The organism is Turicibacter sp. St.80E1 (assembly GCF_059728495.1).
Map to the genome: position 1 here is coordinate 962283 of NZ_AP039386.1, position 12821 is coordinate 975103.

A 12821-nucleotide genomic window follows, 5' to 3' on the forward strand; every position below is an offset into this window, starting at 1 on the left:
TTTAGTCGATAACATTGTAACAGGATTGAGACTTGAAGTCTCTTTTTTTTATCCTATGAAAAAAGTGCTGCTTAATCAGCAACACTAAATATTATAGAACTATTAATGTGCAATTTTTAAGAAAAATTTTCCAAGGAATGAAAATACACTTACCCTATGCAATTTTCAACTCTTCAAAAATGGTTTTTAATTCCACACCTTTTTGAGCTTTATGATAAATTAATTTCACTAATTCTTGTTTTTGCTTTCGTTGACACTGGCGTAAACTGTCACCCAAACAACGATTATTTAACGTTATTCGTTTTAAATAAAGGTAAACGAATTGAATCATTAACATCAATCGTTTAATCCCTTGTAAAGTTCGAATTTGATAGTTCCCCATTCCGAAATTTTGCTTCACTTCTCGGAAGAAAATTTCAATAGGCCAACGTTTAGTATAGTGTTTAAGTAGTTGTTTGGCAGACATTTTCAAATCATGACTCATAAAACAACGTAAAGCTTTTTCTTCCAAAGGAGCCGTTTGGGGCCAACTTAAAATGATTTGGACGACATGTCCCCCTCTTATTCGTCCCTTATATAGATACGTATAATAACGCTCAGATCCGACGGTCACTAAGTCGAGATCATGAAGGGATAATGTTTTCGCAAATTGTTTCAGTTGAATTCCGTTGGGACGGTAACCTTTAGGAAGAATGATTCGATTCGTTTTAATCGCTCCTAAATAATGAAACCCGACTTGCTTAGCCGTTTGAAGGAGAGCTTCACACGTATACCAACTATCCGCTAAGACATAGCCTTTATAGGGAGGTTTGGGTAATTCCATCAGAGCTCTTCGAACGAGTTCGATTTTACTCTGTTTCTCTTTTTCATAGGGAATGATTTGATAAGGAAGAATTAAATCCTCACATTGAAGCATCAAGGCGACAAATTGATGACCATAAACGTGTTGATGATGAAGATGAGAAAAGTGCCAGCTACATCCTTGAATAGGATGTGTTGCCCGTGACGAAGGTTTAGTTTTAACACAAGTCGTATCATCAACCATCACGTAAATAGGTTGTTGAGTTTGATAAGAACGCTGATAGATACAGGATAAAACATAGGTTTGAATCTGGTGACTGATCGCCTCCTCATCCCAAGGACTATCCGTTAAAAATCGTCCAAAACTTGTCCGATGACAGTGTTTAACGGCAGAGATTTTCCCCTGATAATTTTCCTGAATCATCAAGTTTAGAAACTGGTTAACATGATTAAACTGAGGTTTAGATAAGAATAAATCTAAATCAAGTTGTTTTAAAAATTTGAAAATTGAATTTGAATCTGATATAATACTATCCATGAACATTAACTTAATTCCCCCTCGTTAATTGGTTGTAGGAGACTTAATTATACAGGGATTTAAGTTAATGTTTTTTCTTTTTTTACTGGTATTTTATAGCTGGAAATTAATTGGAAGTAGTTTTGCACATTAATAGTTATAGAACCTTTTTTTATCCTATGAAAAAAGTGCTGCTTAATCAGCAACACTAAATATTATAGAACCAATAAAAGACCTCTTTTTTTTATTTAAGATAGGAAGAAGACTCATAAATGGATTAAAGTGGCGCATACTAAATCTATATAAAATTACAGTTGTTTTCAAGGAATAAGACTTGTCTTTCTAGGTTAGAAAAGGAGAAGTGACGGTGCTCTTAAACAGAGGAATGATTGGCATAAGAAAGACATTTTATATTCGAAGAGGAGGCCAAATGTTGTTGCGCTTTTTAAGCCATTGCTATAATGACATGAGGTAAGGTGTGAAAGGGAAGCACACTTCTAAGAGGAAATAAGTTCTTCTCTTCCGTAAAATAACATCATTTTTTACTTTATCACCTAGAGTGATTGTAGGATTGGCATTTTTCGAAGAGGGTAATTTTCTTGTTAACATGGTATGGAAGATGAGAAAGGATTTGATGAGGATGTTTATAGATGCGGTGACTCCCCCACCAATTGAGATGGTTATCCAGGAAGAGCAAATATGTACGTTTGATCGCAAGATTGGAGATGTAACGGGAGATGGCATAGACGATTTTGTATATTTAACTGGACATAAAAAAAGCCCGGATGCCATTTATCAGGAGGGGATTACTATTTCGGTCGTCGATGGGGTTACAAATGAGGTGACTGAGCAAGTTTTAGACCTAAATGGGGGATATGGGAGTGCTTTGTTTTTAGGTGATTTTAATCAAGATGAGATTTCTGATATTTATGTCTCAATTAGTTCGGGTGGAAGTGGTAATATTAATTATTATTATATTTATAGTTTTAAAGATAAAACGCCTGTACAATTGCTTGATTATCAGTCTTTAAACCAATTATACGAATGGAGCGTTCGATTTTTAGATCATTATCAGGTAGAAGTCATAAATGATACGCTTAATCAAACGTATGAACTCAATTTATCTTTTAAAAATAAAGAATTTTTACAAAAATATTATGATAGCGAGGGAAAAACTAGAGAAGGGGTAGAAGGGGAAGTTCTTCCGCTAGGTGGATTATCTCCTATTATGACGCCACGAGGTAAAGGGGCCTATAGTCTTTTATCTTCGCAAGTCATTATTGGGACTGCAATGGTGGATCATCTTGGGGTAATTGAGATTTATTTAACTTATCAGGAAGGGAAGTTTATTCCTTATGATATGGTGATTGGTGAACAGGGAAATATAAAATGATGTCAATCTTGTTTTTGACTGGGCTTTATTAAAATCAATCATTTGATGTTAAAAGGTAAAAATGAAATTATTTCGAATTTTTAGGAGTTGGTTTCCTTATAGAATTATGGTACATTATAGGTATGTAAGACGAAGGAGGCCATTTTCTTGAAGGTTCAAATGGTAGATGGGTTTGATATAGAACTTTATGTTTACGAGCCACAATCAGAGGTTCGGACACGAGGAGTCATTCAATTAGTGCATGGTTCATGTGAACATGCCAAACGTTATGAGCAGTTCATTAGCTATTTACTCGAATTAGGGTATGTGGTGTACGCGAATGATCATCGAGGACATGGAGAATCTGTCCTCAATCCGGAGGATTATGGGTATTTTGGTGAAACCAATGGATGGTTTGATATGGTCGAAGATTTAAAAGTCATTAATGATTTGATTCATGCCCAACATCCAGACTTGCCAATCGTGATGCTTGGTCATAGTATGGGGTCTTTTTTAGCTAGACATTACGCGATTGATTATGGAGAAACGATTAATGGTTTAATTTTAACGGGAACGGCACATCAACCGTCCTATCAATTAAAACTAGGAAAATTTGCTGCAAAATTAATAAAGAAATTAAAGGGATCCCGACATCGTAGTATGTTAATTTATCAACTTTCTTACGGATCTTTTAATCGCCAACTTAAAGGGGCAAAGACGTCAAGTGATTGGATTTGTTATGATGATGAAGTAGTTAAAGCCTTTTGTGAAGATTCAAAATGTGGTTTTATTTTTACTGCCGCGGGGTTTGAAGATTTATTTACCGGATTGCTATACATGACGAATAGGGAAAATATTAAGCGAATGCCACATGATTTACCGGTTCTTATGTTGTCTGGAGAAGATGATCCTGTTGGTGGGTATGGAAGAATGGTTCTTAAATCCTATGAGGCGATGAAAGAAGCGGGACTTTTAGATATTCAATACACATTATATCCAAAGATGAGACATGAAATTTTAAATGAACGAGAAAAATTCCAGGTCTATTCTCAAATTACAACGTGGTTAAATGAAATTATATAGAAAACGGATAATTTAGTTTATCCGTTTTTTTATAGCCTTCATTTATGTAACCATCTATTGGAAGGTTAAGAAATTATTATTTAGCGGGAGGGTTCTAATTTTTATTGGAGATTAAAATGTTATTTTAAAAATTGAATTTTAAGGTGAAGATAGTGTAAAATAAAAGGAGTGAAATTTTAGAAGGAGGAATGAATAAATGACGACATTAGTTTTCGGACATAAAAATCCTGATACGGATTCAATTACGTCAACATTAGTCATGACGGATTTACAAACAAAATTAGGGATGGATGTAAAAGCCTGCCGTTTAGGTGAATTAAATAAAGAAACACAATACATTTTGAATTATTTTTCTGTTGAAGCACCAGAGTTAATTGATGGTGTAACGGAAGCAGATGAAGTGATTTTAGTTGACCATAATGAATTTAATCAAAGTGCAACTGGAATTGAGAAAGCAACAATTAAAATGGTAGTGGATCATCACCGTATTGCGAACTTCCAAACATCAGAACCTTTATTCTATCGTGCGGAGCCAGTTGGATGTACAGGAACGATTTTATATAAAATGTATAAAGAAAATAACGTTGAAATCGATGCTAAAATGGCAGGGTTAATGGCAAGTGCGATTATTTCAGATTCTTTATTATTTAAATCACCCACTTGCACGCCACAAGATGAAAAAGCTTGCCGTGAGCTTGCAGAAATTGCTGGACTTGAAGTGGAAACTTATGGGCTTGAAATGTTAAAAGCAGGAACAGATCTTTCAGATTTAACAGCAGGTCAATTATTAGGAATCGATGCAAAAGTATTCCCAATGGGAGCATCAACTGTTGAAATTGCACAAATTAACGTCGTAAGTATCGAGGATATGATGACACGTAAAGCAGAATTAGAAGCTGAGATGAAATCAATCATCGATGAAAAAGGATTAAATTTATTTGTTGCAGTGATCACAGATATTTTAAATAGTAATTCACAAATTATTGCTTTAGGTGAGCGTACAGATATTGTTGAGAAAGCTTTCAACGTTGAATTAACAGAAAATACAACGTTACTTGAAGGGGTTGTTTCTCGTAAAAAACAAATCGTTCCTGTAATGGATCGCATCGCTTAATTAGTGAGATAAAGTAAAAAACATCTTTTAGTCTCTAGGGATTGAAGGGTGTTTTTTATTTTTGTGAATAGAAAACTTTCCTTTTAGAGGATGAAATAAAAAAATTAAATCATAAAAGGTATAAAATGACAATTTATGAGGGTGTTTCTATGATAGGTTTTAGTTATAGAGATGAATGAGGACGACTCTATAACTAAAAAATTTAAGATGGAGGTTAGGAAATGAGAAAAATCGGAAACTATGGATTAGCATTAATGACTGTTATAGCTTTAGGAAGTGGTGTGGGGTTGACGGCCCATGCAGGTTCAGTATCTAAAACGGTAACTAGCAATTTTACGAGTGCTTGGGAAAAAACGGCTACCGGAAGTAATGGAAGTAAATTGCAGTATGGATATAATACTGTTTTAATTAATGAGGATACGGCGTATGCCTATCATCCGTCAGCAAGCCATTATGCTAAAATTCAAAATGGAAAAGGGGCTCATACTTCTAGGTCTTCTTTTGGCGGTCAATGGTCAAAGCTTGAAGTGGTTCATTCTGGACAAACGGTGATTTATAGTTGTGAATGGTAAGATGAAAAAGTGCGAATGTTATATTCGCACTTTTAGTGTATAAGGAAGGGTGTGTGTCGGGTGAAGTGGGTGAAATACCTCATTGGGATTCTTTTGATTGCCATGAGTTTGATTTTTACTGGGGAGCTATTTATTTTCCATTTAGATCAATTTCAAGAAAGCTATTATCAAGCAACATTCGTCTTTGAGGAGACGACTTCCGAGGCATCAGAGATTATTTCAGATTTTTTAGAAGCGGCCGAACATTATGATGTAGATTTTTTCTTTGTAGATGGTGAGATAACATCGGATATAAAAAAGGAAATTAAGATTTATGGAACAGAAGGTGCATTAAAAAGCTTAGAGAATCGCCAAATTAAAACTCAAGAATATGATAGTTTATTTGTTGGAAAAACGGAGGTCATGTTACGACCGATTACTGAATTTTTTGATATTAAGAAGATGAAATCTTGTTATTTTATCGGAGAAGATGTTGAAACATTACGAGCCTTTAAAACCCAGTTGGTTGATAAATATTCGGGGGGGATGCCAAAACTTTACTCTTCTGATCAACAGACGGTAGCGAATTTAGTGCTTGTTTGGGGTGGAAGTTTTGCGATTATTTTACTCATGTCCTCTTATGAAATGTTAATTAGTAAAAAAGAACGAATGGTGCGTTACATGCTAGGTGAGGATATTCGTCAATTGGTTTGGCGAAATATTTTAGCAGATACATTTGTTTTTAGCGGGAGTTATGCCCTTGGAAGTCTTTTATTATCTAAGGTTTCAAATGTTACGTTTATGTCTACATTAAGTTTTTGGATGTTAGCCGTCTTTTTGATACTGAATGGTGTGTTATGGCTGTTTAGCTTGAGATATCAGCTAAAAAAAGATTTAGCAAAAGATGTAAATGGTCAAGGCTTACTTTTCGTGAGTTATGGCATAAAAGCTATGACGTTTGTTCTTACACTGTTATTAATCACGTTAAATTTAATTGTTTTTGTCGAAGGGTATGATTATTATCAGCAACGGGATTTTTTTAAAGCACACGAAGACTATGCTTATTATCAGATTAATTATCGGTTAGAAGATGATTTAACGGGGGAGCGAACGAGTGAGATTATTCAAAAATTTCATCAGACGTTTGAAAATCGGAGTTTGATGTATGCTGATTTATCAGATGAAGAGCACACGGTTCGTTTAATTAATGAGCAAACAAAACATGAGTTGCTTAAGCAAAATAGTCCGATTGCAGATGTTTTAAGTCAATGTACGGAGGAGAAGGTTTATATTCTCACCCCTTCATCGATTAAACAAGAGGCGAGTTTTAAAGCGTATCTTCAAATGGTGCTACGAATGTATTTAGGGGAGGCATTTACCGATTTGTCGTTGATTGAGTTTATTCCGTATGAGGAAGAGGTGCGCTTACTTGGAATTAGTGACCCGATGTATACGTATCGCAGTCATTATTCAAAAAATCCTGTTATCATTTTAAATCAAACAACGATTCAACATGACCCAACCGGAAATGCGATCTATTATGCTTATGATGTGATGTATGATATATCTGATGAGGAATTCTCCGAATTTATTAAGGATTATGGAATACAAAATCAAATTTTAAAGAAAACGAATGTGTATGAGTTGTATCAGTATAATTGGGCGATGGCTAAGCGTTGTATGAAATTAACAGCCTTATTGTCCATTTTTATGATTGCCCTTGAGTGTGTCATGATTTTATTTGTATTACGGCTAGAATATAGCTTTAAAGCGATGGAAATGGTTTTAAAAAAGACACTCGGGTATAGTTTGTTTGAAAGAGAAAAAGTTTTAGTGGGGTTAACACTACTTCTTTCATTAATAAGTTGTTTACTGGCAATGGTTATTGGTCAGTTCTTATTGATAGAAATAGACGTTTACTTTATAGGATTGAGTCTTTTTCTAACCGTGATTGAACTGATTTATATCGGATATAAGACAAAGCAATTAGAAAAATTAAAAATGGCATCCATTTTAAAGGGGGAGCGGATATGATTGAAGGGATTGAATTAAGTAAGCGATTTGAAGGTCGTGTTTTATTTGAAAACTTTAATTTTAAAATAGAATCTGGTGAATTTGTTTGCTTTTCGGGAGTAAGTGGTTGCGGCAAAACAACGTTATTAAATATGATTGGGATGATTGAGCCGTTTGATTCTGGAAAATTATTGATTGATGGGGAAGCGATTGTGACGCCTAAACAAAGGATGCAATATTTCCAAAAAAAACTTGGTTTTTTATTTCAAAATTTTGCGCTTGTTGAAAACAAGACCGTTGAACAAAATTTAAAGCTTATTCGTAAGCAAGATCGCACGAACTTAACGATGGAAGAAGCGTTAAAACGGGTGGGACTTTCTGGAGTTTTAAAGCAAAAAGTATATACATTATCTGGTGGGGAACAACAACGTGTGGCATTAGCACGCCTATTTTTTAAACAAAGTGAAATTATTTTAGCGGATGAGCCAACAGGATCTTTAGATGAGGCAAATGCTAATCGGATTATGCAGATTTTAAAGGAACTTCATCAAGAAGGGAAAACGATTATTTTAGTGACACATGATGAAAAAATAAAGAGAATGGCAGAGCGGGTGATTGAGTTATGAAGTTAAAAAAAGTCTATGCAGTTATTGGGATAATTGTTGTTAGTCTACTTATTTTTCATGGGGTATGGTATGTGAATCAAAAAGCATATGAACCTTATTGTGAAGGGTATGATTTATACTTTACGGCCTATGGCAAAACAACGGATCAAGCACAGTATACGGTATCTTTACCTAAGTATCCTCAGTTCACAGGAAATGTAGCAATCGGAAATTTAGAGGATACGTTAGCAATTATTATGTGGCCTGGGTTATTCGCTAAAGAAATAAAAGAATACGGTGTGACGCTTGTTGATCAAGGAATCGGGTATGAGGTCTACGTTGATGAGAATATGAATTATTTAGAGACGAAGAAAAATCAATTTCTATCCGATGAACGGGAAACTGTTGAACAATTATTAGAACAACATCATGCAGAGCTTGTTTACATGCGTGAGCTTGCAAAAGAGGAATGGGGGCTGTAGCCGTCAATCAATGGATGCTACGTGTTATAACTCCAATCCTTAGTCCCCTTTTTCGCTTCAAAAAATTCTTTATAAGAGGAGAGGTGTAGAACTTTTATCCATTGAATTGAAGGGAGTTAGTCTTGAGGGGCTAGACTCCTTTTATTTTTATTGAAAACTAGTTTTTGAATGATTAAAACCATCGTGGCAATCCCCCACCAATGGATAGGCAGGGCGATCATAAGTAAGTGGTTTTCTATGTCGAAAAAGGGATCTTAAGATAAAAAATGAAAATAATTAGCGTTTTCATTAAGTGTCTTTTTTTGTCATATTTACAGATTGAGGAATATCGCTTATAATGGTTTCGTTTCTTAATTATCTATTTACCTGTCAGGAGGTATTTTATTTGGAGAGTAAACGACTAATAAAAAAGCGGAGGGATCAACATAAACAAAGTGAAACGAAGGATTACATGTCACGGTGTGTGATCGGGGGGCTTGTTATTTCTACTTTATTAATATCACTTGTTTCACATGGGTTTAATGTCAGTGAGTTAGATCTTGGATGGATGAAATTAATCGGAGTGTTAATTGGAGGGATTGTTGGTTACTTATTTCAAAAGTAAGGATTTTATGTTCTAACTGATGAAAGTCTTAACGGGAAAGCCGTATAAAATAGAGGTTAAAAGACTATAAAATGAGTAGACAACGAAATAAATTTTTGCTTTGGAGGTTTAGAGATGAAGGATTATTTTGATTTATTCTGGACGTTTTGTCGTATTGGAGGTTTGACCTTTGGTGGCGGCTATGCCATGCTTCCAATGTTACAAAAGGAAGTAGTTGAAACAAAAAAATGGGTGACAGAAGAGGAAGTCATGGATTATTATGCCGTGGGACAATGTACCCCAGGGATTATTGCTGTGAATACCGCAACGTTTATTGGATATAAACATCATGGAATTTTAGGGGCGATTGTGGCTACTTCAGGTGTTGTTTTCCCTTCGCTTGTTATTATTATGGTTTTAGCTGCGTTTTTACAGTCTTTTGCAGAAATTGCGCTTGTTCAGCATGCATTTAATGGAATACGTGTTGCTGTTTGTGTGTTAGTTCTTACAGCGGTGATTAAGTTATGGAAGGGAGCGGTAGTAGACAAAGTTTGTCTGCTCATTGCCATTTTGACGATTTTAATTGGAATTTTAACGAATATTTCACCTGTCTTTATCGTGGTTGCTGCTGCCCTCATCGGATTATTTGTTAAAGGAAGAAAGGTGGAACATCGTTAATGACATATTTAGTATTGTTTTTAGAGTTTTTTAAGATTGGGTTATTTGCCGTAGGTGGGGGGCTAGCAACTTTACCTTTTTTATCAGAATTAGCGGGAAAATATACGTGGTTTGATGAGGCTATGCTAGGAAATATGATTGCCGTTTCTCAATCAACTCCGGGGCCTATTGGAATTAATATGGCGACATACGCAGGATTTAATGCCGCTGGTATTTTAGGTGGAATCATTGCAACCGTTGGACTGGTCACACCGTCTGTTATTGTCATTATTATTGTCGCTCATGTTTTAAATAAGTTTAAAAAAAGCCAAGTGGTGCAAGCAATCTTTTATGCTCTTCGTCCGGCGGTAGCTGGGCTTATTGCCGTGGCTGGATTTGGAGTTTTTAAAATAGCAGTCTTAACGCTCGATCAATTTGAAATTACCCATCAGGTCGTTGATTTGTTAAACTGGAAAGCAGCGTTATTGTTTATAGTGATGTATTTTATGACAACAAAAATCAATAAACATCCTATTTTCTTTATCGCATTAGGCGCCGTTGTTGGTATTTTAATGGGCTTATAGATCAAAGATTAATAAAAAGGCATCGTCAGGTTCTGATGATGCCTTTTTATTGCATATAAATAAAAGGAAAGATGTAATAAACGGAAGAGAGTAACTTTCTTTAGGGGATTGGAGTGAAACAGATGTTATCGTATAAGTTTTTATTCGATGTCGCTATTATCTTACTTAGTACAAAAATATTAGGCTTACTTACAAAGAAATTCTCAATGCCACAGGTGGTAGGGGCGTTATTAGCGGGGCTTTTTCTCGGACCTGCGGTGCTAAATGTTTTACATGAAACGGATTTTATTAAACAGGTTGCTGAAATTGGTGTGATTGTTTTGATGTTTACGGCGGGACTTGAAACAGACTTATCCGAGTTGAAAAAGACAGGAAAGGCATCGTTTATTATTGCCCTATTTGGGGTGCTTGTCCCACTTTTACTTGGATTTTTACTTGTTTCTTTTTATAATCACGAGAGTGGTCCCGAAGAGGCAAATGTCATTTTACAAAATATCTTTATGGGGGTCATTTTAACAGCAACTTCTGTGAGTATCACGGTGGAAACCTTAAAAGAATTAGGTTGTTTAAATACACGGGCCGGGAACGCTATTTTAGGGGCGGCTATTATTGATGATATTTTAGGAATTATTGCATTGACAATTGTAACGAGTTGTGCAGATGCCTCAGTCAACGTCAGTATGGTATTGGGGAAGATTGTTCTTTTTTTCGTGTTTGCAATTGGAGCGGGTATTATCTTTTACCGTGTGTATAGTCATTGGGTTAAAGGCTATCACAAGGATATGCGACGATTTGTGATTATTGCCTTTGTTTTTTGCTTGTTATTATCATTTTGCGCAGAGGAGTTTTTTGGGGTTGCCGATATAACGGGTGCTTTTATTGCAGGACTCATTTTATCGAATTCGCCCTGTGTTCCTTATATTACTTCACGGTTCGAAATTATTTCGTATATGTTATTATCCCCTATTTTTTTCGCAAGTATCGGTATTCAGGTAGATTTGACAGGAATGAATCATGAGTTTTTTTGGTTTACCATTTTGCTCGTTGTGATTGCGATTGTGTCTAAAATTATTGGTTGTGGTTTAGGTGCGAGAATGTGTCATTATTCGAAAGAAGAGTCCTTGCAAATCGGTGTTGGAATGGTTTCAAGAGGGGAGGTTGCCCTAATTGTTGCAAGTAAAGGGGCGGCAGTTGGACTAATGGGAACAGCATTTTTTGCTCCTGTGGTATTAATGGTTGTTGTAACGACCGTCATGACCCCTATTTTTCTAAATTGGGTTTTCAAACCTAAACATAGAAGGCATAAATAAGTTAGCGCCCCCGGGGCGTTTTTTTATAGGTTGGAAGGAGGAGAGGAAAAGAAGAGGTGGACGATCAAAATTTGATCATTAGAGGTAATTGATTTAAGTGATAAAAGATGTCGAAATATGTTATAATAAAATTATATTGTATATTAGAAAGGGGCAATCATGATGATTTACCTCGCTTTATGTGATGATGATGCTGTGTTTCGTTTAAAGTTTAAAGAAATGCTAACACGCGTCCTAGATAACGCTGGAATCTTTCATCATATTTACGAATTTGAATCGGGTGAAGACCTTTTAGAAAATTATCCTAAAAAATTAGATATTCTTTTTTTAGATATTCAAATGAAACAATTAAATGGAATTGAGACAGCGAAAGAGATTAGAATTTATGATACACAAGTTGATATTTTATTTTTAACCTCAATCATTGACTACGCCCCGGAGGGATATGAAGTTCGGGCTTACCGGTATATCCTAAAGTCAGTAAGTGAAACTAAATTATCAAGACATATACTAGCCTGTATAAGGGAACGACGCTTAAAGACAACCCAGGATTTAGTCTTACGTGAGAAAAATTCTATTTTTCGTATCGGGGTCCATTCTATTTTATATATTGAAACTAAACGTCCTAATTTGATTATTCATACGCTTAATGGGGCGCATTCGATTCGGATGAGCATTGCTGAAATGGAAACACGCTTAAATGAGTTAGATGGTACCGGATTTTATCGTTGTCATAATAGTTACATTATTAGTTTGAGACAAGTAGAATCTCTAGGGTCGCAATCACTTAAAATGCGGGGTGGGATAGAAATTCCCGTGAGCAAGTATCGTCTATCTGGCCTAAAAACTGCCTTGACGATTGCGTTAGGAGAGTTAATTTAGGGGGGAAAAGATAGATGGGGCTTTTAAAGGATTTGGTCTTTGTTATTTATGCACCTCACTTTGTAGTTAGATGCCCAATGATTTCTAAAACAACTTGTAGTTTCTTAGTCAGGGGAGGCAGGCGGATAACTGAAGATGAGAATTCAAATGGGGAATACAGATACGTTCATCCAATGCAACAGGAATCAATAGTTATATAACTTTCAATTTGTTTTCCATTCGGGAAGGTTTCCCACTTTTGAATGATATTGTTTCTTCTATATAAGG

At 35.4% G+C, this 12821-nt stretch carries 13 protein-coding genes; 12 read left to right on the plus strand and 1 reads right to left on the minus strand.

Going from position 1 to position 12821, the window contains the following annotated elements; all coding sequences use genetic code 11:
* Positions 1-154: 154 nt before the first annotated feature.
* Positions 155-1345: an IS701 family transposase gene (locus tag AC6I0I_RS04760; protein WP_161832744.1), complete on the minus strand. Its 1191-nt coding sequence runs from the start codon at positions 1343-1345 to the stop codon at positions 155-157.
* 607 nt (positions 1346-1952) lie between these two features.
* Between AC6I0I_RS04760 and AC6I0I_RS04765 the strand changes: the two genes are divergently transcribed.
* From AC6I0I_RS04765 to AC6I0I_RS04820, 12 genes are all read left to right on the plus strand, one after another.
* Positions 1953-2711, plus strand: a complete 759-nt coding sequence (locus tag AC6I0I_RS04765) for an FG-GAP repeat domain-containing protein (protein ID WP_237659002.1) — start codon at positions 1953-1955, stop codon at positions 2709-2711.
* A 147-nt stretch (positions 2712-2858) separates the two neighbouring features.
* Positions 2859-3773: an alpha/beta hydrolase gene (locus AC6I0I_RS04770; RefSeq protein WP_161832937.1), complete on the plus strand. Its 915-nt coding sequence runs from the start codon at positions 2859-2861 to the stop codon at positions 3771-3773.
* A 196-nt stretch (positions 3774-3969) separates the two neighbouring features.
* Positions 3970-4887: a manganese-dependent inorganic pyrophosphatase gene (locus AC6I0I_RS04775; protein WP_262953720.1), complete on the plus strand. Its 918-nt coding sequence runs from the start codon at positions 3970-3972 to the stop codon at positions 4885-4887.
* A 221-nt stretch (positions 4888-5108) separates the two neighbouring features.
* Complete coding sequence (locus tag AC6I0I_RS04780; protein WP_262953721.1) at positions 5109-5459, plus strand: mediterrocin family bacteriocin; 351 nt, start codon at positions 5109-5111, stop codon at positions 5457-5459.
* 60 nt (positions 5460-5519) lie between these two features.
* Positions 5520-7472 (plus strand): bacteriocin-associated integral membrane family protein, encoded by a 1953-nt coding sequence (locus AC6I0I_RS04785; protein WP_262953722.1) that lies wholly within the window; start codon positions 5520-5522, stop codon positions 7470-7472.
* The gene (locus AC6I0I_RS04790; RefSeq protein WP_262953723.1) at positions 7469-8077 is read left to right on the plus strand and encodes an ATP-binding cassette domain-containing protein; all 609 of its coding nucleotides are present in this window, start codon (positions 7469-7471) and stop codon (positions 8075-8077) included. Before AC6I0I_RS04785 ends, AC6I0I_RS04790 begins: the two co-directional genes overlap by 4 nt.
* Positions 8074-8538, plus strand: a complete 465-nt coding sequence (locus AC6I0I_RS04795) for a hypothetical protein (protein ID WP_262953724.1) — start codon at positions 8074-8076, stop codon at positions 8536-8538. Before AC6I0I_RS04790 ends, AC6I0I_RS04795 begins: the two co-directional genes overlap by 4 nt.
* Before the next feature lie 385 nt (positions 8539-8923).
* Positions 8924-9142, plus strand: coding sequence for a hypothetical protein (locus tag AC6I0I_RS04800; RefSeq protein WP_161831678.1), 219 nt, complete (start codon positions 8924-8926; stop codon positions 9140-9142).
* A gap of 114 nt (positions 9143-9256) precedes the next feature.
* Positions 9257-9799 (plus strand): chromate transporter, encoded by a 543-nt coding sequence (locus tag AC6I0I_RS04805; RefSeq protein WP_161831679.1) that lies wholly within the window; start codon positions 9257-9259, stop codon positions 9797-9799.
* Entirely contained in the window at positions 9799-10362 is a 564-nt protein-coding gene (locus AC6I0I_RS04810; RefSeq protein ID WP_161831680.1) for a chromate transporter, read from the plus strand. Before AC6I0I_RS04805 ends, AC6I0I_RS04810 begins: the two co-directional genes overlap by 1 nt.
* 122 nt (positions 10363-10484) lie before the next feature.
* Positions 10485-11672, plus strand: coding sequence for a cation:proton antiporter (locus tag AC6I0I_RS04815; RefSeq protein ID WP_161831681.1), 1188 nt, complete (start codon positions 10485-10487; stop codon positions 11670-11672).
* Positions 11673-11831: 159 nt separating this feature from the next.
* Positions 11832-12554 (plus strand): LytR/AlgR family response regulator transcription factor, encoded by a 723-nt coding sequence (locus AC6I0I_RS04820; protein WP_338507301.1) that lies wholly within the window; start codon positions 11832-11834, stop codon positions 12552-12554.
* The last annotated feature ends 267 nt before the right edge of the window (positions 12555-12821 follow it).

Coding starts and splice junctions, on each gene's coding strand:
- AC6I0I_RS04760 (WP_161832744.1), bottom strand. CDS start 1,345: ATGTTCATGGATAGTATTATATCAGATTCAAATTCAATTTTCAAATTT.
- AC6I0I_RS04765 (WP_237659002.1), top strand. CDS start 1,953: ATGAGGATGTTTATAGATGCGGTGACTCCCCCACCAATTGAGATGGTT.
- AC6I0I_RS04775 (WP_262953720.1), top strand. CDS start 3,970: ATGACGACATTAGTTTTCGGACATAAAAATCCTGATACGGATTCAATT.
- AC6I0I_RS04780 (WP_262953721.1), top strand. CDS start 5,109: ATGAGAAAAATCGGAAACTATGGATTAGCATTAATGACTGTTATAGCT.
- AC6I0I_RS04790 (WP_262953723.1), top strand. CDS start 7,469: ATGATTGAAGGGATTGAATTAAGTAAGCGATTTGAAGGTCGTGTTTTA.
- AC6I0I_RS04795 (WP_262953724.1), top strand. CDS start 8,074: ATGAAGTTAAAAAAAGTCTATGCAGTTATTGGGATAATTGTTGTTAGT.
- AC6I0I_RS04805 (WP_161831679.1), top strand. CDS start 9,257: ATGAAGGATTATTTTGATTTATTCTGGACGTTTTGTCGTATTGGAGGT.
- AC6I0I_RS04810 (WP_161831680.1), top strand. CDS start 9,799: ATGACATATTTAGTATTGTTTTTAGAGTTTTTTAAGATTGGGTTATTT.
- AC6I0I_RS04815 (WP_161831681.1), top strand. CDS start 10,485: ATGTTATCGTATAAGTTTTTATTCGATGTCGCTATTATCTTACTTAGT.
- AC6I0I_RS04820 (WP_338507301.1), top strand. CDS start 11,832: ATGATGATTTACCTCGCTTTATGTGATGATGATGCTGTGTTTCGTTTA.